This window comes from Kribbella swartbergensis (genome assembly GCF_054784135.1).
Window position 1 is genome coordinate 1 of record NZ_BAAGPM010000067.1, and the last position, 23,044, is coordinate 23,044.

Annotated in this window: 27 protein-coding genes; 19 read left to right on the plus strand and 8 right to left on the minus strand. The window is 69.0% G+C overall.

Annotated elements, in window-relative coordinates; genetic code table 11:
* Positions 1–139: 139 nt before the first annotated feature.
* A complete protein-coding gene (locus tag ACYVOK_RS35430; protein ID WP_460666990.1) occupies positions 140–280 on the minus strand; it encodes a hypothetical protein in 141 nt (46 codons plus the stop codon).
* 168 nt (positions 281–448) lie between these two features.
* Here ACYVOK_RS35430 and rny point away from each other — a divergent pair, with 168 nt between their 5' ends.
* Positions 449–2,113, plus strand: coding sequence for a ribonuclease Y (gene rny / locus ACYVOK_RS35435; RefSeq protein WP_460666991.1), 1,665 nt, complete (start codon positions 449–451; stop codon positions 2,111–2,113).
* On the opposite strand, the gene ACYVOK_RS35440 is transcribed toward rny, so the two are convergent.
* Complete coding sequence (locus ACYVOK_RS35440) at positions 2,114–2,485, minus strand: nuclear transport factor 2 family protein (protein WP_460666992.1); 372 nt, start codon at positions 2,483–2,485, stop codon at positions 2,114–2,116.
* A gap of 94 nt (positions 2,486–2,579) precedes the next feature.
* Here ACYVOK_RS35440 and ACYVOK_RS35445 point away from each other — a divergent pair, with 94 nt between their 5' ends.
* Complete coding sequence (locus ACYVOK_RS35445) at positions 2,580–3,068, plus strand: GNAT family N-acetyltransferase (RefSeq protein WP_460666993.1); 489 nt, start codon at positions 2,580–2,582, stop codon at positions 3,066–3,068.
* 1 nt (position 3,069) lies between these two features.
* Here ACYVOK_RS35445 and ACYVOK_RS35450 read toward each other — a convergent pair whose 3' ends face one another.
* The 4 genes from ACYVOK_RS35450 to ACYVOK_RS35465 all read right to left on the minus strand — a co-directional run bounded on the left by ACYVOK_RS35450 (position 3,070) and on the right by ACYVOK_RS35465 (position 6,020).
* Positions 3,070–3,360: a DUF6458 family protein gene (locus tag ACYVOK_RS35450; protein ID WP_460666994.1), complete on the minus strand. Its 291-nt coding sequence runs from the start codon at positions 3,358–3,360 to the stop codon at positions 3,070–3,072.
* A gap of 132 nt (positions 3,361–3,492) precedes the next feature.
* Positions 3,493–4,656, minus strand: coding sequence for an acyl-CoA dehydrogenase family protein (locus tag ACYVOK_RS35455; protein ID WP_460666995.1), 1,164 nt, complete (start codon positions 4,654–4,656; stop codon positions 3,493–3,495).
* Positions 4,657–4,701: 45 nt separating this feature from the next.
* On the minus strand, positions 4,702–5,280 hold the full coding sequence (locus ACYVOK_RS35460; protein ID WP_460666996.1) for a DUF1707 SHOCT-like domain-containing protein: 579 nt from the start codon (positions 5,278–5,280) through the stop codon (positions 4,702–4,704).
* Positions 5,277–6,020: a type 1 glutamine amidotransferase gene (locus ACYVOK_RS35465; protein ID WP_460666997.1), complete on the minus strand. Its 744-nt coding sequence runs from the start codon at positions 6,018–6,020 to the stop codon at positions 5,277–5,279. Before ACYVOK_RS35465 ends, ACYVOK_RS35460 begins: the two co-directional genes overlap by 4 nt.
* A 106-nt stretch (positions 6,021–6,126) precedes the next feature.
* On the opposite strand from ACYVOK_RS35465, the gene ACYVOK_RS35470 reads away from it, so the two are divergent.
* The 7 genes from ACYVOK_RS35470 (at position 6,127) to ACYVOK_RS35500 (ending at position 12,010) form a co-directional block, all read left to right on the plus strand.
* The gene (locus tag ACYVOK_RS35470) at positions 6,127–6,933 is read left to right on the plus strand and encodes an FHA domain-containing protein (RefSeq protein WP_460666998.1); all 807 of its coding nucleotides are present in this window, start codon (positions 6,127–6,129) and stop codon (positions 6,931–6,933) included.
* A gap of 38 nt (positions 6,934–6,971) precedes the next feature.
* Complete coding sequence (gene dxr, locus ACYVOK_RS35475) at positions 6,972–8,192, plus strand: 1-deoxy-D-xylulose-5-phosphate reductoisomerase (RefSeq protein ID WP_460666999.1); 1,221 nt, start codon at positions 6,972–6,974, stop codon at positions 8,190–8,192.
* Positions 8,189–9,499, plus strand: coding sequence for a M50 family metallopeptidase (locus tag ACYVOK_RS35480; RefSeq protein ID WP_460667000.1), 1,311 nt, complete (start codon positions 8,189–8,191; stop codon positions 9,497–9,499). Before dxr ends, ACYVOK_RS35480 begins: the two co-directional genes overlap by 4 nt.
* A 27-nt stretch (positions 9,500–9,526) precedes the next feature.
* Positions 9,527–10,678, plus strand: coding sequence for a flavodoxin-dependent (E)-4-hydroxy-3-methylbut-2-enyl-diphosphate synthase (gene ispG, locus ACYVOK_RS35485; protein WP_460667001.1), 1,152 nt, complete (start codon positions 9,527–9,529; stop codon positions 10,676–10,678).
* Between the two features lie 108 nt (positions 10,679–10,786).
* Entirely contained in the window at positions 10,787–11,041 is a 255-nt protein-coding gene (locus tag ACYVOK_RS35490) for a type II toxin-antitoxin system VapB family antitoxin (RefSeq protein WP_460667002.1), read from the plus strand.
* Positions 11,038–11,460: a PIN domain-containing protein gene (locus tag ACYVOK_RS35495; protein WP_460667003.1), complete on the plus strand. Its 423-nt coding sequence runs from the start codon at positions 11,038–11,040 to the stop codon at positions 11,458–11,460. The genes ACYVOK_RS35490 and ACYVOK_RS35495 overlap by 4 nt, the downstream gene beginning before the upstream one ends.
* 1 nt (position 11,461) lies before the next feature.
* Positions 11,462–12,010 (plus strand): nucleosidase, encoded by a 549-nt coding sequence (locus tag ACYVOK_RS35500; protein ID WP_460667004.1) that lies wholly within the window; start codon positions 11,462–11,464, stop codon positions 12,008–12,010.
* On the opposite strand, the gene ACYVOK_RS35505 is transcribed toward ACYVOK_RS35500, so the two are convergent.
* A complete protein-coding gene (locus tag ACYVOK_RS35505) occupies positions 11,998–13,077 on the minus strand; it encodes a GTP-binding protein (protein ID WP_460667005.1) in 1,080 nt (359 codons plus the stop codon). The genes ACYVOK_RS35500 and ACYVOK_RS35505 overlap by 13 nt on opposite strands.
* 159 nt (positions 13,078–13,236) lie before the next feature.
* On the opposite strand from ACYVOK_RS35505, the gene ACYVOK_RS35510 reads away from it, so the two are divergent.
* The 10 genes from ACYVOK_RS35510 to ACYVOK_RS35555 all read left to right on the plus strand — a co-directional run bounded on the left by ACYVOK_RS35510 (position 13,237) and on the right by ACYVOK_RS35555 (position 22,063).
* The gene (locus tag ACYVOK_RS35510) at positions 13,237–13,605 is read left to right on the plus strand and encodes a MerR family transcriptional regulator (RefSeq protein WP_460667006.1); all 369 of its coding nucleotides are present in this window, start codon (positions 13,237–13,239) and stop codon (positions 13,603–13,605) included.
* Positions 13,602–13,934 carry a thioredoxin gene (gene trxA, locus ACYVOK_RS35515; RefSeq protein WP_460667007.1) on the plus strand — a complete coding sequence of 111 codons (333 nt, stop codon included), beginning with the start codon at positions 13,602–13,604 and terminating at the stop codon, positions 13,932–13,934. The genes ACYVOK_RS35510 and trxA overlap by 4 nt, the downstream gene beginning before the upstream one ends.
* Before the next feature lie 83 nt (positions 13,935–14,017).
* Positions 14,018–14,182 carry a ribbon-helix-helix domain-containing protein gene (locus ACYVOK_RS35520; RefSeq protein WP_460667008.1) on the plus strand — a complete coding sequence of 55 codons (165 nt, stop codon included), beginning with the start codon at positions 14,018–14,020 and terminating at the stop codon, positions 14,180–14,182.
* Entirely contained in the window at positions 14,179–14,826 is a 648-nt protein-coding gene (locus ACYVOK_RS35525; RefSeq protein WP_460667009.1) for a VOC family protein, read from the plus strand. Before ACYVOK_RS35520 ends, ACYVOK_RS35525 begins: the two co-directional genes overlap by 4 nt.
* Before the next feature lie 27 nt (positions 14,827–14,853).
* The gene (locus tag ACYVOK_RS35530; protein ID WP_460667010.1) at positions 14,854–16,131 is read left to right on the plus strand and encodes an MFS transporter; all 1,278 of its coding nucleotides are present in this window, start codon (positions 14,854–14,856) and stop codon (positions 16,129–16,131) included.
* A gap of 9 nt (positions 16,132–16,140) precedes the next feature.
* A complete protein-coding gene (locus tag ACYVOK_RS35535) occupies positions 16,141–16,965 on the plus strand; it encodes a GNAT family N-acetyltransferase (RefSeq protein WP_460667011.1) in 825 nt (274 codons plus the stop codon).
* Positions 16,966–17,019: 54 nt separating this feature from the next.
* Complete coding sequence (locus tag ACYVOK_RS35540) at positions 17,020–18,324, plus strand: M14 family zinc carboxypeptidase (protein ID WP_460667012.1); 1,305 nt, start codon at positions 17,020–17,022, stop codon at positions 18,322–18,324.
* A gap of 165 nt (positions 18,325–18,489) precedes the next feature.
* On the plus strand, positions 18,490–20,253 hold the full coding sequence (locus tag ACYVOK_RS35545) for a proline--tRNA ligase (protein WP_460667013.1): 1,764 nt from the start codon (positions 18,490–18,492) through the stop codon (positions 20,251–20,253).
* A gap of 206 nt (positions 20,254–20,459) precedes the next feature.
* Complete coding sequence (locus ACYVOK_RS35550; protein ID WP_460667014.1) at positions 20,460–21,236, plus strand: TSUP family transporter; 777 nt, start codon at positions 20,460–20,462, stop codon at positions 21,234–21,236.
* Between the two features lie 59 nt (positions 21,237–21,295).
* Complete coding sequence (locus tag ACYVOK_RS35555; RefSeq protein WP_460667015.1) at positions 21,296–22,063, plus strand: class I SAM-dependent methyltransferase; 768 nt, start codon at positions 21,296–21,298, stop codon at positions 22,061–22,063.
* Here ACYVOK_RS35555 and ACYVOK_RS35560 read toward each other — a convergent pair.
* Positions 22,041–23,044 (minus strand): cytochrome P450 (locus tag ACYVOK_RS35560; protein ID WP_460667016.1); only part of this gene is annotated, 1,004 nt, incomplete at its 5' end. The genes ACYVOK_RS35555 and ACYVOK_RS35560 overlap by 23 nt on opposite strands.

Sequence of the window (23,044 nt, forward strand, 5' to 3'; positions counted from 1 at the left end):
GGTGGTGGTTTGTGGGGGTGGCGGGTGGGGGGTGCGGGAGTGTCCGTCTTGACCGGGTGGTGGGGCGCGCCTAGCCTCGGAATCAGAAAGGGATCACTCCACCTGACGGTGGCGGTTATAGCACCGGCAGGCCGGTTGATCATCGGCCGACCGGCCGGAGAGAAGACACGACACCACGCTCGACCGAGCTGAGACTGATGACGGCGACCAGCGCCGTCGGATAGACGGCACCGCGTTCGTCGGTGGCGGCCATGAGTACCGCGACCTGGATGAAGCGCATCCAGTGGCCGCCGAGCCGAACCGGTACCGCCGTAACGGACGGACAGCGCACCGCCGTACGCCGGTGGTGCGGTCAGCCGTACCGTCAGTCGACCGTACATGTGGCGAATCCCTTCGACCGACGGCCACAGTCCCGCCTGGTGCGTGACTCGAACGAGGGGAGACGCCCATGACGGCTACGTCGATGGGGCTGTCCCTGATCGGATTGCTGATCGCCGGCCTGCTGGCCTGGATCGGCTTCACCCTCAACCGGCGCAAGGCCGCGGAGGGTTCGGCGGCCGCCGAACTCGAGGCCGCCTCCATCACCGCCACCGCGAAGGCCGCGGCCGAGTCGGTACGGCGCCAGGCCGAGGAGGACGCCGCCGTACTGCGGGTCCGGGCTGAGGCCGCCGAGCAGCGGGCCGAGGAGATCCGCCGGGCCGCGGAGGACCGGGCGACGGAGGTACGGCGGGAGGCCGAGCAGCGGGCGTCCGACGTACGGCGGGAAGCCGAGTCGGAGGCGCAGTCGATCCGCGACGACCTGCGCGAGCAGCGTCTGGAGATGGAACGCCGTGAGCACCGGCTCACCGAACGTGAGGAGCGGCTCGACGAGCAGCACCGCGCGATCGAGGAGCGCCAGGCCGAGCTGACCGCGCAACTGGCCGAGCTGGACCGCCGCAAGGCCGAGATCCGCGACCTGGAGGACGAGCGCCGGCGGATCCTGGAGGGTGTCGCGAATCTGACCGCCGAGCAGGCGAAGGCCGAGCTGATCGCGTCGATCGAGGCGGAGGCGAAACGGCAGGCGCATGCGATCGTGCGCGACATCGAGCGGCAGGCGCTGGACGAGGGCGAGACCAAGGCCCGCAAGATCATCACCGGCGCGGTGCAGCGGCTGGCGTCGGAGCAGACCAGTGAGTCGGTCGTGTCGGTGGTGCATCTGCCGAGTGACGACATGAAGGGCCGGATCATCGGCCGCGAGGGCCGCAACATCCGGTCGTTCGAGCAGACCACCGGCGTCAACCTGATCATCGACGACACTCCCGAGGCGGTGCTGCTGTCCTGCTTCGATCCGGTACGGCGGGAGACCGCACGGCTGACCCTGGATTCGCTGGTGCTGGACGGCCGGATCCACCCGAGCCGGATCGAGGAGATCTACGAACGCAGCAAGGGCGAGGTGGCCGAGCTGTGCGAGCGCGCCGCCGAGGACGCGATGGCGGAGGTCGGGATCACCGACCTGCACCCGGAGCTGGCCCGGACGATGGGCCTGCTGCGTTACCGGACGTCGTACGGGCAGAACGTGCTCAAGCACCTGGTCGAGTCGGCGCACATCGCCGGGATGATGGCGGCCGAGCTGGGCCTGGATCCGAAGCTGTGCAAGCGCGGTGCGTTCCTGCACGACGTCGGCAAGGCGCTGACGCACGAGTCCGAGGGCAGTCACGCGATCGTGGGTGCCGAGCTGGCCCGGAAGTACGGCGAGAGCGACGACGTCGTGCACTGCATCGAGGCGCACCACAACGAGGTCGAGGTGCGGACCGTCGAGGCGGTGCTGACCCAGGCGGCGGACGCGGTGAGCGGCGGCCGGCCGGGGGCGCGGCGGGAATCGCTGGAGGCGTACGTGCAGCGGCTGGAGCGGCTCGAGGAGATCGCGATGCAGCACGACGGCGTCGAGAAGGTGTTCGCGATGCAGGCCGGCCGGGAGATCCGGGTGATGGTGCTGCCGGACGCCGTCGACGACATCGGCGCCCAGGTGATGGCGCGCGACATCGCCAAGCAGGTCGAGGAGGAGCTCACCTACCCCGGCCAGATCCGCGTCACCGTCGTCCGCGAGTCCCGAGCGACGGAGGTCGCCAAGTAGTCAGCCGGCGTACTTCCGCCGCCACTCGGGCGGCGGGAAGGGCGGGCCGTAGATCCGGGTCTCACGCGCGATCCGCCCGTCGCGGAACTCGACGATGTTGGCGACGTAGTAGATGTCGCCGCCGTAGTCCGAGCGACCGAGTACGACGAAATGGTCGCCGGCCCCGGTGATCCGCTGGATCTGGATCGACGGCGGGTTCGGGTACTCCTGCTGCATCGCCCGCATCGTGTCCCGCCCGGTGATCCGCTCACCAGACTGCGGCAGTTCGAGGACGTAGTCTTCCGCACGCAACTCGTGTTCGGCCTCCGCCGACAGGGCGAGCTGGTCCGTGGTCGGCCACAGACGCTCCAGCAGTTCGCGATTCCGGTCCATGGTTCAGCCTCGCCGGGACCCTTCAGGCAGCCTTAAAGAGCAGGCAGCCCGAAAGAAGATGCGGCCGGGAGGCACCACGCCGTACGGTCGGCTGATGGACATCAGGCCCGCTACTCAGGACGACGTCGACCGGCTCATGGCGCCGGCTGAGCCTGCGGCGAGGCACCACCTGCGTGACCGGTGGGAGACGCAGCAGCGCGGCGACGGTCTGTTCCTGCTCGCTCACCGCGACGGCGAGGTCGTCGGCCACGCGTTGCTGCTCAAGGAGTCGAAGTACGCCGAAGTCCGAGCCGTGCACGACGCCGCCGAGATCAACGCGCTGCACGCCTACGTCCAGGGTCAGGGGATCGGTACGGCGATCATCCGCGCCGCCGAGGCGATCGCGGCCGACTGGTCCAAGCCGGCGATCGGGCTGGCCGTCGCTGCCGGCACCGTCGGCGCGCGCAGGCTGTACGAGCGGCTGGGCTACCGGCCGTGGGACGGCGCCGGGGTGGTCGACACCTGGACCGAACAAGATGCCGAGGGCAACGTCGTCCGCTCGCACGCGGACCCCTGCGACTACCTGTTCAAGCCGCTGGGCTGACTCAGTCCCGGCGCTTCTCGCGCAGATGGCTCGGCGTCACGTCGATGGTGCGCTCGGCCACCTGCTCCGGCGGGTCCGTCCGGTACTGCTTCTCGACCGACGGGTCGATCACGGTGAAATCGTCACGCCTGCGCGGGTTGGCGAGCCGGTAGGACACCCACAGACCGGCCACACCGGCGAGCATGATGATGATTCCCAGCGCGGTCAGGTTCAGCGACTCGGACGTGTCGCGGACGGCGAAGGCGATGATGGCGCCGATGGCGATCAGCGCGATACCGGCACCGATTCTCATTGTTTGCTCCTTCCAGGCGTATGAGCGCCGCGGGCGGAGACGACACGAGAACTCGGCGGGGCGTCAGTGTGACCTTCCGTAGTCCCCGTTCACTCACGGTACCCAGGCGGCGATTCGCCATGCACCCACAGGTCAGCGGAAGGCGGCGTGGCCGGTGAGAGTCTGGCCGATGACCAGTTGGTGGACCTCGGAGGTGCCTTCGTAGGTGAGGACGGACTCGAGGTTGTTGGCGTGGCGCATGATCGGATACTCGCCGCTGATGCCGTTGGCGGCCAGGATCGTGCGGCACTCGCGGGCGATGGCGATCGCCTCGCGGACGTTGTTGAGCTTGCCGACGCTGACCTGCTCGGGCCGCAGCGCGCCCTTCTCCTTCAGCCGGCCGAGGTGGACGGCGAGCAGGATGCCCTTGTTCAGCTCGACCGCCATGTCGGCCAGCTTGGCCTGGGTCAGCTGGTAGGCGGCCAGCGGCTTGTCGAAGACAGTCCGCTCCCCGGCGTACGCGAGCGCGGTCTCGAGGCAGTCCCGGGCGGCGCCCATCGCGCCGAATATGATGCCGAACCGGGCCTCGTTCAGGCAGCCGAGCGGTCCGGACAGACCGCGTGCCTCGGGCAACAGAGCCGACGCCGGCAGGCGTACGTCGTCCAGCACCAGCTCGGACGTGACCGAGGCGCGCAGCGACAGTTTCCCGGTGATCTCCGGCGCCGAGAACCCGGGCGTCGAGGTGGGTACGACGAAGCCGCGGACGCCGTCGTCCGTCCGGGCCCAGACCACAGCGACGTCGGCCACCGAGCCGTTGGTGATCCACATCTTCGAACCGTTCAGCACCCAGTCGTCGCCGTCGCGGCGGGCGGTGGTGCGCATCCCGGCCGGGTTGGAGCCGAAGTCGGGTTCGGTCAGGCCGAAGCAGCCGATCGCCTCACCCGCGGACATCCGCGGCAGCCACTCCTTCTTCTGTTCCTCGCTGCCGTACTTCCAGATCGCGTACATCGCCAGCGACCCCTGCACCGACACCAGCGACCGCATGCCGGAGTCGGCCGCCTCGATCTCGAGACAGGCGAGCCCGTACGCGACCGGACCCAGCCCGGCGCAGCCGTACCCGGTCAGGTGCATTCCGAGGAAGCCGAGCGCACCCAGCTCCTTCGCCAGCTCCCGCGCGGGGACGGTCGCCGACTCGAACCACTCCGGCAGCGACGGCCGCAGCCGCTCGTCCGCGAACCGCCGCGCGGTCGCCCGGACGTCGATCTCCTCCTCGGTCAGCAGCGAGTCCACGTCCACGAGATCCAGCGAAGCCGTCATGGAGCTCACGCTAGCTGCTACGGCACCGTCGGGGAGCGGCGTAGGTCACTTCCGGTACCAGGGCCACCACCAGTGGCGCTTGCGCGGATGACGGACGACGATCGACCCGTGCTTGGCCTGGCCGGTCACGCGCAGGCGGACTCCGCCGGACCGCGGTGTGGTCGCCTTGTTCTTGGCTGTCCCGTGGACCATGTCGACGGCGTCGAGGTCGATGCTCCAGCCCTCCGGCACGATCATCACGACCGAACTGTGCTTGGCCTGCGCGTCGACGTGGATCTCGGGCCAACGGACCACCGCATCGGTGAAGTCGAGCCGGACCGAGGAGTGCTCGGCGACCGCGACGACCTTCTGCGGGACGGTCCACGGGCCTTCGCGCTTCTGCGAACTGTGCTTGGCCCGGATGGTCAGCTCGACCGCGTTGCTGCCGTGTGCGACCGGCACCAGGTCGGCCGTCGCGTTGCGCAGTTCCAGCTGGGTCTTGGCCGAGTAGATCTGGGTGAGCCGCTCGTCGAGTTCCTGGAAGTCCAGCCGCCCGTCGCCGTGTGCCTCCTGGACCACGGCGGCGGCATGTTCACGGTCTCTGTCGGACGCGCGGTGCGAGGGCGGCGGCTGCTCCAGACTCATGCACCAAAGGTAGCGCCGCTACCGGTCGTCGGCGCCCGGACACCGGCGGCGTCGAGGAACCGGCCGAAGACCGCGGACCAGGTGCGCTCCAGCTCGGCCGCATGCCGCTCGGCCTCCGCCATCACGGTGTCCGGGTCGAATCCCCAGGACCGCAGGGTGCCGGCGTCCCAGCGCCGTACCCGGTCGGGACTGACCTCGGGATGGAACTGCACGCCCCAGCTGCGGCCGATCCGCAGCATCTGGTGGCGGCAGCGTTCGCTCGACATCAGCGGTACGGCGCCGTCCGGCAGCCGGGTGATCTGGTCCTGATGGCTCTCGATCGCCCGGACGGTCGCCGGCAGGCCGGCAAGCAGCGGATCGTCCTCGGCACCGGGCAGCAAGGTCAGCTCGGTCACGCCCTTCTCGGGCAGCCCGTACTTCCCGCGCACCTCACCGCCGAACGTGTGGGCCAGCAGTTGCGCGCCCAGACAGATGCCGAGCACCGGCACCCGGCCGTCCTCGGTCGTCGTACGCAACAGCTCCCGCTCGGCCGGAAGCCACGGCGAGGCGTCGTCGGCGTCCGGCAGCATCCCGCCGCCCAGGAGGATCAGCGCGGCGTACCCGTCGGCGCTCGCCGGAACCGGCTCGCCGTCCCAGGCACGGACGACGACGTACGACAGGCCGCGCTCCTCGAGCCAGCCGAGCAAGCGGCCCGGACCGCTACCGGGATCGTTCTCGACGATCAACACAGCTTCAGACACAAGCCCCAACGCTAGACCACCGCGGCACACCGCGTTCCGCCGTACCGGAGTCGTCGGTCCGGGATACTGGGTGACGATGGAGCCGTCCAGTGGATTCGTAAGGGCCGTGGTGGGGGACGAGACCTTCGTCTTCGGCAAGGGGATGGTCGGTGCGTTCCTGCTGGCGCGCCGCAAGGACAGGTCCCTGCAACCGCGGGTTGACGTCCTGGTGCGGTCGCACGGCCAGTATGTGCCGCTGTCCGTTCCCATCGGCACAGTCCCGGTCGTGGATCGCCTCGTCGGGCTCGAGGAAGTCCGGCCCGCGCCACTGCTCACAGTGGAGTTCACACCGGGGGACGGTGGCGCCGAGGCACACCTGGGTGCCAACAAACCGGTGCTAATCACCATCACCGACGTCAGCCACCGTGAGTACGACGCTCTGGTGCTCACCACGACGCTCGGCGGAGCGGCGTGCGCACAGCTACCTCCGGGCTACTACCACGTGTCCGCGGTAGTCATCGACGAGCACGACGACCTGCTGCGGGGGTACGGCGCTCAGCACAACCTGCGCGTCGACAAAGGTGACGATCTGCTCGTCTCGCTGCCGATCCGCACCGCGGGCGTGGGGCAGATCGCGTCGGCTCTGGAAAACGGTCCGCAAGCGGTACTTGTCGGTGCGGACGGAGACGTCGTACCGCTGCTCGATCTCGTGCGGATCGGGCGCGCGCCGGAGTGCGACCTGATCCTCGACCGTGCCGAGGTGAGCCGACACCACGCCGAGTTGCTGAGGATCGACGCGTCCGGCTACGAGCTTCGGGACCTGGGCTCCACCAACGGCACCTCAATCAACGGCGTGCCGGTCCACACCGAGTTCGTCGGCGACGGCACCGAGATCCGGCTCGGAGGCCTCCCGCTCAGGCTGTATCTGGAGTAGCCCGGCCGAATCGCTGACTCGCGGGCCGACCTGGGACAATGGCGCACGTGAATCCGCGTACCGTCGTCATCCTCGGCTCGACCGGCTCTGTCGGCACCCAGGCGCTGGAGCTGATCGGCCGGAACCGCGACAGGTTCCGGGTGCTCGCGATCTCGGCCGGCGGCGACAACGTCGCCCTGCTCGCGCAGCAGGCGCTCGAGTTCGGCGTCGAGGTGGTCGCGGTGGCGAAGGCCACGGTCGCCCAGGACCTGCAGCTCGCGTTCTACGCGGAGGCGCAGCGCAAGGGGTACGCCCACGGCGAGTTCCGGATCCCGAAGATCGTCACCGGGCCGGACGCGTCCAGCGAGATCGCGGCGATGCCGTGTGACGTGGTTCTCAACGGCATCACCGGCTCGGTCGGCCTCCGGCCGACGCTCGCGGCCCTCGACGCGGGGACGACCCTCGCGCTGGCCAACAAGGAGTCCCTCGTCGTCGGTGGCCCGCTGGTGACGCGCCGGGCGAAGCCGGGCCAGGTGGTCCCGGTCGACTCCGAGCACAGCGCGATCGCTCAGTGCCTGCGCAGCGGCACCGCCGACGAGGTACGGCGTCTGGTCGTGACGGCGAGCGGTGGACCGTTCCGGGGCCGGTCGCGGGCCGAGATGGCCGACGTGACGCCGGAGCAGGCGATGAACCACCCGACCTGGGACATGGGCCCGGTGATCACGATCAACTCGGCCAACCTGGTCAACAAGGGTCTCGAGGTGATCGAGGCGCACCTGCTGTACGGGCTGCCGATGAACCGGATCGACGTGGTGGTGCACCCGCAGTCGATCGTGCACTCGATGGTGGAGTTCATCGACGGCTCCACCGTGGTCCAGGCGTCACCGCCGGACATGCGGCTCCCGATCGCGCTCGCGCTCAGCTGGCCCGACCGGATTCCGGACGTCGCGCCGCCCTGTGACTGGACCACCGCGCACACCTGGGAGTTCGAGCCGCTGGACGACGAGGCGTTCCCCGCGGTCCAGCTGGCCCGGGAGGCCGGTGAGCGCGGCGGTACGGCTCCCGCCGTACTGAACGCCGCGAACGAGGTGTGCGTCCAGGCGTTCCGGGACGGGCGGCTGCCGTTCCTTGCGATCGTCGACACAGTGGCCCGGGTGGTGACCGAACACGACGTACCCTCGTATGAGGAACTGTCCATCGACGACGTACTCGCCGCGGACGCCTGGGCCCGCGCCCGGGCCCGTGAACTGACCGCCGTACAGGAGACCACAAAGGCATGACCGCACTCCTCACCGCCCTCGGCATCGTGCTGTTCGTGGCCGGCATCCTGATCTCGGTCGGGCTGCACGAGCTGGGCCACATGCTGCCCGCGAAGGCGTTCGGCATGAAGGTGACCCAGTTCTTCGTCGGCTTCGGGCGGACGCTGTGGTCGACCAAGCGCGGCGAGACCGAGTACGGCATCAAGCTGATCCCGGCGGGTGGTTTCGTCCGGATCATCGGGATGATGCCGCCGGCCAAGGGCGAGGACCCGAGCAAGGTCCGCAAGGCCAACACCGGCCCGATCCAGTCGATGGTGGAGAACGCCCGCAACGCGGAGTACGAGACGATTTCGCCCGAGGACAACGGCCGGCTCTTCTACCAGAAGGCGTGGTGGAAGAAGCTGATCGTGATGGCGTCCGGGCCGCTGGTCAACGTGGCGATCGCGTTCGTGCTGTTCGGCGGCCTGTTCATGCTGTACGGCGCCAACGTCGCGCAGACGACCGTTGCCACCGTCACCGACTGCGTCATCCCGGCCGACCAGGCGTCCGCCGACCGCAAGTGCGAGGCGGGCGACCAGGTGTCACCGGCCAAGACCGCCGGATTCCAGGTCGGCGACAAGATCGTCTCCTTCAACGGCACCCCGATCACCAGCTGGGACCAGCTCACCCCGCTGATCCGGGCGAACACCGACAAGCCCGCGACGATCGTTGTCGAGCGCAACGGTGAGCAGAAGACCCTGCGGACGAACACGATCATCAACCAGGTCCGCGACGAGGCCGGCTCCGACAAGATCGTCTCGGTCGGGTTCCTCGGCGTCTCGCCGGAGATGAAGGTCGAGCGGCAGGACTTCGGGTTCGTCGTCAACAAGATGGGCGAGCTGACCGTCGCGACGGTGCAGGCGATCGGCAACTTCCCGGAGAAGCTCGTCGGCGTGGCCAAGTCGATCGTCGGCGGCGACCGGGACGAGGACAGCCCGATGAGCGTGGTCGGCGCCAGCCGGGTGGCCGGCGAGATCGCCTCGAACCAGTCGCTCACCGGCGGCGAGCGGATCGCGTTCCTGATCTCGCTGCTCGCCTCGCTGAACCTGTTCCTCGCCCTGTTCAACTTCATCCCGCTGCTGCCGCTGGACGGCGGTCACATGATCGGCGCGATCTGGGAAGGCCTCCGGCGCGGCGTCGCCAGGCTGTTCGGCCGGCCCGACCCCGGGTACGTCGACGTGGCCAAGCTGCTCCCGATCGCGTACGTCGCGGCCAGTGTCATCGTGGTGATGGGCGTGCTGCTCGTCATCGCCGACATCGTCAACCCGATCAGGCTCTTCAACGGATAACGCCCGACCCCAACGGATAAAGGACCCATGAGCATCAACCTGGGCATGCCCGCGCTGCCGCCGCCGACCCTCGCTCCGCGCCGCAAGACCCGCCAGATCAAGGTCGGCAAGGTGCTGGTCGGCGGTGACGCCCCGATCTCCGTGCAGTCGATGACGACGACGCTGACCGCCGACGTCAACACGACCCTGCAGCAGATCGCGGAGCTGACCGCGGCCGGTTGCGACATCGTCCGGGTCGCGTGCCCGTCCCAGGACGACGCCGACGCGCTGCCGGAGATCGCGAGGCACTCGCAGATCCCGGTGATCGCCGACATCCACTTCCAGCCGAAGTACGTGTTCGCCGCGATCGAGGCCGGCTGTGCGGCGGTCCGGGTGAACCCGGGCAACATCCGCAAGTTCGACGACCAGGTGAAGGAGATCGCGGCCGCGGCCAAGGACCACGGCACGTCGATCCGGATCGGCGTGAACGCCGGGTCGCTGGACAAGCGTCTGCTGGAGAAGTACGGCAAGGCGACGCCGGAGGCGCTGGTCGAGTCGGCCGTCTGGGAGGCGTCGCTGTTCGAGGAGCACGACTTCCACGACTTCAAGATCTCGGTCAAGCACAACGACCCGGTCGTGATGGTGCAGGCGTACGAGATGCTCGCCGAGCGGGGCGACTGGCCGCTGCACCTCGGGGTGACCGAGGCCGGCCCGGCGTTCCAGGGCACGATCAAGTCGGCGGTCGCCTTCGGTGCGCTGCTGTCCAAGGGCATCGGCGACACCATCCGGGTGTCGCTGTCCGCGCCGCCGGTCGAGGAGGTCAAGGTCGGCCTGCAGATCCTGCAGTCGCTGAACCTGCGCGAGCGCAAGCTCGAGATCGTGTCCTGCCCGTCCTGCGGCCGCGCCCAGGTGGACGTCTACACGCTGGCCGAGCAGGTCACCGCCGGGCTCGAGGGCATGGAGGTCCCGCTCCGTGTCGCGGTGATGGGTTGTGTCGTCAACGGCCCGGGCGAGGCCCGCGAGGCCGACCTCGGCGTCGCCTCCGGCAACGGGAAGGGCCAGATCTTCGTCAGGGGCGAGGTCATCAAGACCGTCCCCGAGTCCGCGATCGTCGAGACCCTGATCGAGGAAGCCATGCGCATCGCCGAAGAAATGGGCGAAGCCGCCGACCCAGGCAACCCCACCGTCACCGTCGGCTGACGCACCAGGATCCAGTCTGAATTGGTGCATCTTTGTCGGCCGTCTGGTGCATTGTCGGTGCGAATTTTGGTGTGCTCGTCAAGGTAGTCCTGGTGTAAAGTCGACCGCATGACACGCATCTCGGTCGACGTAAACGATGAGTGGCTGGAAGCTGCCCGGGCTGAGTTGGGTACCGACAGCAAGGTGGAGACCATCAATGGCGCTCTCCGGGAGCTCGCCGTACGGCGGCGGGGCAGGGAGATTGCCGAGATCTTCGCGAGTGCGCCGATGGATTTCTCGGGCGCAGCCGAGGCATGGCGTTACGGTGGCGGTCGCGACCTGGAAGGCCTGGCCGAACGCGTCCGGGAGGACCGCAGCGCATGATGGCCAGCACCGTCTACTTGGCGGACACGTCCGTCTACGTCTACCAGTCGCGATCCGAGGACGTCTTCCGGAGATTTCAGTCGCTGCTCGTCGAAGGCAGACTCGCCGCCTGTCAGATGGTGGCCCTCGAGTACCTGAACAACGCCCCCGACCCACAGTGGTACGAGAGGTTGTGGGAAGCGCTCCACGGTCAGCGGTGGGTGGATGTAACCAGCGAAGCGATGGACCGGGCGCTGGATGTGCATCACGAGCTTGCGAAGAAGAGTCAGCACCGCCGCTTCAGGCTGCCTGATCTGATCATTGCTGCTACGGCCGAGTTGGCCGGCCTGACTGTGCTGCATTACGACGAGGACTACGACCGGATTGCCAAGATCACCGGGCAGCCGGTGGAGTGGGTCGTGCCGAAGGGATCGCTCTAGGGTGACGACGTACCTGGTGGTTGGGGCTGTGGTGGGGGAGCTTCGGTATGTGCCGGAGGGGATTCCTGTGGTGGTTACCGGGGTGGGGAAGACTGCGGCGGCGGTGGCCACAGCTCGGGCCCTGGGGGAGCGGGACACGAGCGACCTGGTGGTGCTGAACGTGGGAACGACCGGGGCGTTGCGGGACGGTATGGCGGGGGTGTACTCGCCGTCCCGGGTGATCAATCACGACATCAACGCGGATGCGGTACGAGCGCTCGGGATCGACCCGCGGGAGGTCTTGGAGGTCGAGGGCGGCGACGGGACCGTGCTCGCTTCGGGCGATGTGTTCGTCACGGATCCGGTCATCCGGGCACGACTCGCGGAGCGGGCGGACCTGGTGGACATGGAGGCGTACGGCGTCGTCTACGCGTGCCGGGAGTACGGCGTACCGGTGCGAGTCGTCAAGCATGTCTCCGACTCCGCCGACGAGGGCGCCCTCGAATGGCCGGCCCTGGTCGACACCAGCGCCAAGGTGCTGGGGGAGTGGGTCACCGCTTACGTGTCCTGAGTCGCCGGGATCCGATGCGTCGGCCGCGGGTACGACGGCTGGAAGGCAGCGCCGCTCGTGGACGCCACGACGGCGCCGACCGCGTCACCGGCCACCAAGGCAGCACGCCGGACGAGGTCGTCGAGAGCTACCGGCTCACAGTTCACGCGGAGGTTGAACGTGGCTGAGGCCGCATCGACTGTCCCGACAGCCGCGACATCGGCTCGAGCGCGTTGACCGGCTTCGGTGAGGCTCAACTTCACGAGTCCGGCGGCGGACTCGACCACCACCTTGGCGTGGCCGACCAGGTAGGACTGACGGGCGCACTCGGTAGAGATCGCGTCCAACGCGCGTTCCGCCCAATCCTGCGGGGAGAAGCGAGTGCCGGTCAGGACGACGGTGTGGTTGAGCCAGGCCAGCGCCGCCTCCGCGGCCGCGTAGCGGTCGTAGTCGATGTCGAGGTCGGCCTCGGTCTCAGCCGGCGACTCCCAGGCGGTCATCAGGTCGGCCAGACCGGCGTGCGTGGTCGCGGAGTACGTCAGCACTCGCGCGGCCGGGAACCCTCTGGCGAGTTCGGCCCCTACTGCGGTGAGCAGGTCCGGGTCGTACAGGTCGAGCTTGTTCAGCGCGATGATGTCGCCGTCGGCCAACTGCTTCGCGAACAGGTAGCCGAGGTCGGACTCGTCACCGGCGAGGCTGCGGAGCCGGTCCGGGTCGACGATCGTCGTGACCGGGGCGACCTCGAGTGCGTCGCCGTACCAGCGCCGCAGCGGGCGGACGACGGTTGCCTGCAGATCGGTGCAACTGCCCACGGCCTCGGCGATCACGACCTCGACTCCGGTGTCGTCGACGAGCCTCTTCACCGCCGCCTCGAGGTCCTCGAACCGGCAGCAGAAGCAGCCTCCGGAGATCTCCTCCACGTCGTCCACAGCGCTCCTTGCCAGCGTGGTGTCGACGAGTTCGGCTGCCTGGTCGTTCGTGATCACGGCGACCCTGTGGCCCTGCGCGCCGTACCGTCGCGCCGCCGCCAGCATGGTCGTCGTCTTCCCCGCGCCGAGAAACCCACTGAGCAGAACGAGCCGAACCATGCCGAACCTCCAGGGCGGTGAGATTCCCAGCAGCCTAGAGTCCGCCACCCGCTGCGACCAGCCCTTCGGCTACAGCGGTGCCCGGACCGGCAGGCCCGGACTATGCTGGCTTGACCTTGACCCCAGGGTCAAGGTTTAGCGTCAGGTGAAGGAGGCGGAATGCGGATCAGCGATCTGGCGGCCGAGGCTGGAGTGACGGTCAAGGCGGTTCGGTACTACGAGTCGCAGGGGCTGCTGAAACCCCGTCGCGAGGCCAACGGGTACCGGACGTACGACGCCGGCGACGTGGTCGTCGTACGCGAGGTGAAGGCGTTGCTGTCGCTGGGACTGACGGCGGAGCAGACGTACCCGTTCATCGAGTGCCTGCGAGCCGGCAACGAACGGGCCGACGTCTGCCCGGCGTCACTGACCGCGTACCGGACCCGGATTGCCGAGGTGGACCGGCGGATCGCCGAACTCACCGGGCTGCGGGCCCGGCTGACCGACCTCCTGGCCGATGCCGAGAGCTGGAGGACGAGACAAGTATGAGTGACCTGAAGACGGTCGACGAGGCCACGTTCGACGAGGTGGTGCTGGGTGCGGACCAGCCGGTGCTGGTGGACTTCTGGGCCCAGTGGTGCCCGCCCTGCCACCAGATCCTGCCGGTACTCGAGCAGATCGATGCCGAGCGCAACGACCTGACGGTGGTGAAACTGAACTCCGACGAGAACCCGTCGATCGCGGCCCGTTACCGGGTGATGGCGCTGCCGACCCTGATGCTGTTCCACCGCGGCGAGGTCATCTGGTCCGTCGTCGGCGCCCGACCCAGACACAGGCTCGTCAAGGAACTGGACGACGCCCTCCTCGCCGCCGTCTAGCGAGCCTTCGTCAGCCCTCGAGCGGAGTGTCCCGCTCGAGGGCTGCTTGCCGAACGGGGGGCTAGATTGCTAGCATCCTAGACATGAAGGACGACGGCGGGAAGAAGGCGCAGTTCAACGTGTATCTGCCGCCGGGATTGATTCGGCGGGTGAAGCACAAGGCGATCGACGAGGGGACGAGTCTGTCCGCGTTGGTGGAGCAGGCGTTGACGGAGTATCTGGACAAGCACAGGGAGGCCCGAGGATGAACGACGTGGTGATCCGGCCGCTGCGGTTCTCGGCGGACGTGGACGCGATGCGGAAGTTCCTGGAGACGCTCGGGCTGCGGGCGCGGATCGAGTCCGAGCGCGGCGGCTGGGCCGTGCTGCTGGCGGGCCGCGGTGCCGTGTCGCTGCACGACTCGGCCACCAGTGACAGTGGCGCTCCGCCCGGGCAGACCAGCCTGACATTCGAGGCCGAGGACATCGACGAGCTGAAGGTGACGCTCGAGAACGCCGGCTACGACGACGCCACCATCTGGGACGAGGCGTTCGGGCGCGTGCTCTCCGCGGCCGCTCCCGACGGCACCAAGTTGTGGATCGACGAGCGCAACCCGGATCTGTACGGCTACCGGGTCCATGAGACGCGGCCGGACGAGCGGTGGTCGGTGACACCGTGTCTGCTCGGCGCCGATCAGGCGGGCTGGGAGCGGCTCCTCGATGTGCTCGGCACCGACCAGCGCGTGACCTTCGGCCCTGGCGAGGCCTACGGCGTCCGGCTCGAACTGACCACCGCGGAAGATCTGGCCGACGTCCAGCGGAGGCTCGTCGCGGCCGGTTACGCATCGACCCGCACCGACGCGGGTATCGAGGTGGTGGACCCGGACGGTCAGACGGTGGTGGTGCACGGATGATGGCGGTGCGCGAGGCAGGGTTCTCGCATGGCGACTGAGGCCATGCCGGTCCGGCTGCGGGACGACCCGGACTTCCGGCGCTACTGGCTGGCCAGGGTGCTGTCGATCATCGGGTCGATGGTCACCGTGGTCGCGCTGCCGGTGCTGGTCTACCGGCTGAGCGGCTCGACCTTTCTGACGGCTCTCACGACCGCGCTCGAGGCGGCGCCGTACCTGCTGACCGGGCTGTTCGCCGGCGCGCTCTCGGACCGGTGGAACCGCCGGCGGGTGATGGTGTCGGCGGACCTGGTCAACGCGATCCTGATCGGTTCCGTCCCGGTCGCGCACCTGCTCGGCGTACTGACCGTCGCGCAGGTGCTGATGGTCGGGTTCGCGGTGCAGGCGGTCTACACGTTCTTCGACGGCGCGAATTTCGGTGCGCTGCCGGTGCTGGTCGGCCGGGCGCGGGTGGCCCAGGCGAACTCGGCGGTCTGGACGGCGTCGAGTCTGGTCGAGTTGTTCGTCCCGGCGCTCGTCGGCCTGGCCCTGGCGGTGGTCAACCCGGCCGGCCTGCTCGTCCTCGACGCGTTGAGCTTCGTCGCGTCCGCGATCGCGGTCCGCGGGATCGTCCGGGCGATGTCGGAGCGGCGCGACGGACAACCGCCGCTGCGGCCGCGGGTGATCTTCGCCGACATCGGGGAGGGGATCCGGTTCCTGGTCGGGCATCCCGGCGTACGGACGATGACGATCGTGGGGAGTCTGCAGTCGTTCGCCGGCGGCGGGTTCGTGGCGCTGATGGTGGTGTGGTGCGACCGGATTCTGCACATCGGTACGTCGGGCCTCCGGTTCGGGCTCGTGTGGGGGGCGTGGGGAATCGGCGGCTTGATCGCCGCGGTCGGTCTGCCGCGGCTGCTGAAGCGGATGCCGCCGGCCGCGATCACGCTGTACGCGCTGCCGATGTCCGCGGTGCTCGGCATCGTGACGGCCCTGGCGCCGGGCTGGGGCCTCGCCGCGCTCGCGCTGCTCGTGTGGGGATCGGCGTACGTGCTGGTCATCGTCAACTCGATCTCGTACCGGCAGCAGGTGACGCCTGAGCAGTTGCTCGGCCGGGTCAACACCGCCGGCCGGATGCTGTCGTGGGGCGTGGGCTGGACCCTGGGCTCGGTGGCCGGCGGGTTGCTGGGGAACGAGTTCGGTGTCCGGACCGCGATGGTGGCGATGGGCGCGTTCGGGTTCGTCGCGGTGGCGGTGGCGTGGACATCGCCCCTGCGCCGGATCGCCGCGGCACACGACCCGTTGCACCCCGACGGGAGCACGATCCGCTAGGTTCTGCGCGTGGGCGTACGGGTTCTCGGTCCTCGCGACCTCGCGGCGGCGCGTGCGGTCATCGCCCGCGACCCGGTCGTCAACGTGTTCGTCGACAGCCTGGTCCAGGCGTCCGGACTCGACCCGCGCCGTGGTGCCGAGGTCTGGGGGTACGTCGAGAAGGGCGTCATCGAGGCGTTGTGCCACGCCGGCGGCAACATGGTGCCGGTCGGCGCGGACGAGGCGGCGCTGCGCGCGTTCGCGGCGTACGCGGTGCGTCGCGGCCGCAACTGTTTCCAGATCCTCGGACCGGCCCGGGCGGTCGAAGTGCTGTGGAGCATTCTCGAACCGACCTGGGGTCCGGCCCGCGAGGTGCGCGACAACCAGCCCTTCATGGTGATCGAGGGCCCGCCGGCCATCGAACCCGATCCACTGGTCCGAGTGGTCGAGCCGGTCGAACTGTCCATCCTCTACCCGGCCTGTGTCGCGATGTACACCGAGGAGGTCGGCGTACCGCCGCAGACCGGGCCGGACGGCACGTTCTACCGGTCCCGGGTCGCCGAGCTGATCCGGGCCGGGCGTGCGTTCGCGCGGATCGAGGACGGCCGGGTGGTGTTCAAGGCCGAGGTCGGGTCGGTCGGGACGGGGGTCTGCCAGATCCAGGGGGTCTGGGTGGATCCGGAGTTCCGCGGCCGCGGGCTGGCCGCGCCGGGAATGGCCGCCGTGGTCGACCTCGCCCGGCAGATCGCGCCGGTGGTGACGCTGTACGTGAACGCCTTCAACACGCCGGCCCGGGCGGCGTACGAGCGTGTCGGGTTCCGGACCATCGAGACGTTCGCGACGATCCTGTTCTGATACTGGGCGCCGACCGTGATGCTGCGGTGACAGCTGGTGCGGTTACTTCGTCAGATGCGAAGAGTTGTGGTCTCACTGTGCAGCTTTGCACTCGTTCTGGTGGCGCTGACCGGTTTCAGCACCGCCGCTCCGCCGGAGGTCGCGTACTACTCGATGAAGCTGCCGGCCGGTCTGACGGTCGCCGACCTCATCCAGGAGGGCTACGACGTCGGCCACGGGCACGGGTCCCGGCCGACCCTGATCGCGACGCCGGCCGAGGTGGAGCAGTTGCAGGCGCGTGGCGTCGTACTCGGGAAGACAGGCGAGGTGTATCAGCCCGTGCCGCGGTCCGAGCCGGGTGGGGCGACGTACTACGGCGGCTACCACACCACGGCGGGACACGAGCAGCACAATGCCGAGGTCGCAACCGCGCATCCGGACCTGGTGAAGCTGCACGACATCGGCGACTCGTGGAAGAAGACCAAGGGGCAAGGCGGTCACGACATCCAGGCGTTGTGCATCACCAAGCTCGCGCCGGGCGACTGTGAGCTGAACGCGACGGGCAAGAAGCCGAAGTTCGTGCTGCACACCCAGATCCACGCACGGGAGATCGTCACCGGCGAGATCGCGTACCGGTGGATCGATCTGCTCGTCACGTCGTACGGCGCGGATCCCGACATCACCTCGTTGCTCGACACCCGGGAGCTGTGGGTGGTGCCGATCGCGAACCCGGACGGCGTGGACGTGGTCGCGTCGAACCCGAACCGGCCGGTGCTGCAGCGCAAGAACGTCGACAACAGCGCGGGCGGGTGTCCGGAGGCCGATGCCGGGGTCGACCTGAACCGCAATTCGTCCTTCCAGTGGGACGTGCGGCAGGGCGGGCCGTGTGCCGAGACCTATCCGGGGGCGAAGGCGGTGTCCGAGCCGGAGACGGTGGCGATGCAGGGGCTGCTGGAGGCGATCTTCCCTGACACCAAAGGGGATGTGGACGAGTCGGCCGCCTCGGGTACGACGGGCGTGATGCTGAGTCTGCACAGTTTCGGCAACGACATCCTGGCTCCGTACGCATACACCAACGCGGCCGCACCGGACCGGGCGGCACTGGTTGCCTTGGGCAATAAGATGGGCTCGTTCACCGGCTATCCGGTGTCGACCGGTGACGGCGGGGTCGGGTACTTCGCGCCGGGGTCGACGGACGACTGGCTGTACGGGACGCGTGGCGTACCGGCGTACACGTTCGAGATCGGGCCGTCGTCGGGCCCGTGCGCGGGTTTCCTGCCGGCGTACTCGTGCGTGTCCTCGACGTTCTGGCCGCTGCTGAAGCCGGCGCTGGTCTACGCGGCCAGGGCGGCGGCGGCGCCGTACGGGAAACTGCCGTGATCACCGTCGGTTAAACTGGTGGCCGGCCGCCCTGTTCGGCGTGCTCGGGAGCCCGGGTAGGCGGCGAGCCTGTGGATAACGGGTGAGAGCATGGGGCGCGGGGCGGATATCCTCTGTGACGTCCGTTGTTCCATCCATCTCTTCTCAGGCTTTTTGGAGACTCCCGTGATTCTGCGCATGTCGTCGATGTTCCTCCGCACCCTTCGCGAGGACCCGGCGGACGCGGAGGTCCCGAGCCACAAGCTGCTCGTCCGCGCCGGGTACATCCGGCGGACCGCGCCCGGCATCTACACCTGGCTGCCGCTCGGCCTGCGGGTGCTGCGCAACGTCGAGCGGATCGTGCGCGAGGAGATGGACGCGATCGGCGCGCAGGAGCTGGTCTTCCCGGCCCTGCTGCCCCGCGAGCCCTACGAGGCGACCGGCCGCTGGACCGAGTACGGGCCGAACATCTTCCGGCTGAAGGACCGCAAGGGCGCCGACATGCTGCTCGGGCCGACGCACGAGGAGATGTTCACGCTGGTCGTGAAGGAGCTCTACTCGTCGTACAAGGACCTGCCGCTGTCGATCTACCAGATCCAGAACAAGTACCGCGACGAGGCGCGGCCGCGGGCCGGTGTGCTGCGCGGGCGCGAGTTCGTGATGAAGGACTCGTACTCGTTCGACGTCGACGACGCGGGGCTGGAGAAGTCGTACGAGCTGCACCGGCAGGCGTACATCCGGATCTTCGACCGGCTCGGCTTCGACTACGTGATCGTCAAGGCGATGTCCGGGGCGATGGGCGGCTCCCGGTCGGAGGAGTTCCTGGCCATCGCGGAGAACGGTGAGGACACCTTCGTCCGTTCGCCCGGTGGGTACGCCGCCAACGTCGAGGCGGTCGTGGTTCCGCAGGCCGAGCCCGTGGACGCCGCCGGCGTGCCCGCGGCCGAGGTCGTCGACACCCCGGACACCCCCACGATCGACACGCTGGTCGACGCGCTGAACGCCAAGCACCCGCGTGCCGACGGCCGCGAGTGGACCGCGGCGGACACGTTGAAGAACGTGCTCGTCATGCTGGTGCACCCCGACGGCTCCCGTGAGCCGCTGGCCATCGGCGTACCGGGTGACCGGGCGATCGACGAGAAGCGGCTGGGTGCGCAGCTCGAGCCCGCCGAGGTGGTCGCGTTCGAGGAGTCGGACTTCCAGAAGTTCCCGTCGCTGGCGCGCGGCTACATCGGTCCCGGTGTGCTCGGCAAGGACAACACCTCCGGGATCCGCTACCTGCTCGACCCTCGGATCGCCGAGGGGTCGGCGTGGGTGACGGGTGCGGACAAGTCCGGTTTCCACGTGATCAACCTGGTCTACGGCCGCGACTTCGCTGCCGACGGCACGATCCAGGCCGCCGAGGTGCGCGACGGCGACGAGGCCCCCGACGGTTCGGGCCCGCTGGAGACGGCGCGCGGGATCGAGATGGGCCACATCTTCCAGCTCGGCCGCAAGTACGCCGACGCCCTGGACCTGAAGGTGCTGGACCAGAACGGCAAGCTCGTCACGGTCACGATGGGCTCCTACGGTGTCGGCGTCACCCGGGCGGTGGCCGCGATCGCCGAGGGCAACCACGACGAGGCCGGCCTGATCTGGCCGCGGGAGATCTCCCCGGCCGACGTCCACCTGGTTGCCACCGGCAAGGATGCCGAGGTGTTCGAGAAGGCCGCCGAGGTCGCCGCCGAACTCGAGGCCCGCGGGCTGACGGTGATCTACGACGACCGCGAGAAGGTCTCGCCGGGCGTCAAGTTCAAGGACGCCGAGCTGATCGGCGTGCCCACCATCGCCGTCGTCGGCAAGGGTCTCGCCGAAGGCACCATCGAGGTCAAGGACCGCCGCTCCGGCGACCGCACCGACGTCCCGCTCGCCGACATCGTCGACCACCTCGTGACCGTCGTCCGTAGCTGACCACCCGAGCCGGCCCTCGGCCCCACCAGCCGACGGCCGGCTCGGCGCGTCGTCGTACCACGGTTGTCGCCCACCGGGTGGCAGCATCGGGGATGCCATCGCTCACCATGGGTCCACCGCCGTGGTCTGTCTCTCATTCCCGGTGTAAGGGTTGAGCTGAACAATGCCCTTACTCGATCATCGGGGCGTGAGAACTTGGTGGTGCGGTGCCTGACATTTCCCTGTGGACGCTGGTTTTCCTGGTGGTGGCGGCCTTTTCGGCCGGGTGGATCGACGCGGTGGTCGGGGGTGGCGGGCTGATCCAGTTGCCGGCCATGCTGCTGGGACTGCCGGCCGCGACGCCGGCGCAGATCCTGTCGACGAACAAGATCTCGTCGCTGTGCGGTACGACGACCAGCGCGGTGACCTTCGGCGTCAAGGTGCGGCCGGACCGGCGAACCGTCGTACCGCTGGCGATCCTGGCCGGGCTCGGGTCGGCCGCCGGTGCGCTGGTGGCGACCCGGATCCCGATGTCGTGGTTCAAGCCGATCGTGCTGGTGCTGCTGATCGGGGTGGCGATCTACACCGCGATGAAACCGTCGCTCGGTGCGCGGACGGCGTTGCGCTTCGACGGCCGGAACCACTACGTCGCGGCCTGTGCGGTCGGCGTGCTGATCGGCTTCTACGACGGCGCGGTGGGCCCGGGCACGGGATCGTTCCTGATCTTCGCGCTGGTCGGGTTCCTCGGCTACAACTTCCTGCAGGCGAGTGCGAAGGCGAAGATCGCCAACGTCGCCACCAACCTCGGCGCGATCGGCATCTTCGCCCTCAACGGCGCTCCGCTGTGGACTCTCGGCCTGATCATGGGTGCCGCGAACATGCTCGGCGGCCTCCTCGGCGCCCGCACCGCGGTGGCTCGCGGGAGCCGGTTCGTCCGGATCGTCTTCCTGGTCGTCGTGTCCGCGCTGATCCTCCGCCTGGCATACGACGTGTTCCGGGGCTGATCAGCCGTTGGTGACGGTCGGCGCCCCGGCCGGACGACGCCAGTACTAGGGTCCGCGTCATGGTCGACTACAACGGACGGTTAGGCCGTGGGTACGCCGCGGGACGAGCGATGACCGCGGACGAGGTACGGCGGTGGACGGCGGCCTTCCAGGCCTACCTGCCGGAGGAGCGGCCGCTGACGGTCCTCGACCTGGGCAGCGGAACCGGGCGACTCACGCCAGGGCTGGCCGACGCCTTCGGGGGACCGGTGTACGGCGTGGAGCCGTCGGAGCGGATGCGAGAGATCGCCGTCGACACCGCATCGCATCCGCAAGTGACGTATCTGCCGGGCAGCGCCGAGGACATTCCGTTGCCTGAGGCATCCACGGACGGGGTGCTGATGTTCTTGTCGTTCCATCACTTCCGCGATCGGTCGAAGGCGCTCCAGGAGGTGCGCAGGGTGTTGAAGCCCGGGGGAGTGGTGCTCCTGCGCAGTCAGTTCGCCGACCTGATGCCGGAACTGTTCTGGTACGACTACTTCCCGTCGGCGCGCGAGGTCGACGCGGCCATGTACCTGACGGTTGGACAGGTCCGAACCCTGGCCGCAGCAGCCGGACTGCGACCGGACGACGAGCCCGTCTGGGTCAGCGCAGAGCCACCGCGAACCCTCCGCGAGGTGCACGAGCGGCTGGCTCACAGAGCGCTGTCGACCTTCGAACACCTGCCGGAGGGGGAGATCGAGCGCGGCTTCGCGGCGATGGCAGCGGACGCTGCCCGCGAGCCGGACAAGCTCATGCCAGCGCATCCCGCGGCGATGCTGGTGCTCAGACGTCCCAGTGAACGTTGACCGCTGACGGTTTGCGGAAGACCAGGCCGCGTGGTGGCGGAGACGACGGGTCCAGCCGCAGGCCGGGCAACCGGAGCAGCGCGGTGAGCGCGGTCAGCGCCTCCAGCCGGGCCAGGTGCATCCCGAGGCAGATGTGGGGGCCGCTGGCGAAGGCGAGATGCCGTCGGGCGTTGGAACGCCGTACGTCGAAGTCGTCAGGTGACGGGAAGACAGCAGGATCCCGGCCGGCTCCGGCGAGTGACACGGTGACGAGGTCGCCGCGCTTGATCGACGCGCCGGCCAGGTCCACATCGCGCGTGGCGTACCGGTCGACCACGGCGGCGGCGGGTTCGAGGCGGAGCGACTCCTCGAGTGCGTTCGGCAGCAGTGACGGGTCGGCGAGGACCAGGTCGAGTTGTTCGCGGTGGGTTAGCAGGTGCCAGAGGGCGTTGGTGATCATGCCCTCGGTCGTCTCGATGCCGCCGAACATCAGCACCGCGGCATTCGCGACCACCTCGTCCACGCCGAGTCCGGCCCGGGCCGCCGCGGCCACCAGCGAGTCGGCAGAATCGATGCCCGAGGCAACATGCGCGTGCAGCCGGGCGAAGGCCTCGGCGCCCTCCGCGGTCACCGGCCGTCCGGCCGAGACACCCGAGACCGAGTCGGAGATCGCGGTGTACCAGTCCAGCACCGTCGACGCCGAGGCAGGCGGCAACCCGAGCGAGTAAGCCACCACCGCCACCGACAACGGCCCAGCAACAGTCCGCCGCAGATCCACGGCCCCAGGCGCGGCCGCATCAGCGTGGGCCGCCTGTGACGCGTCGGACGAGGGGTGGTCGAGTGCGGGCTCCGGCGTTGGAGTTCCGCGGCCGGGGTAGTTGAGGTAGGGAGTCGGGTGGGGTGCGCCGGGGATGGGGTGGTTCAGGTGGTGGGTGGGGTGAGGTGCGCCGGGAGTGGGGTGGTTGAGGTCTCGTGTGCCGGGGATGGGGTGGTTCGGGTGGC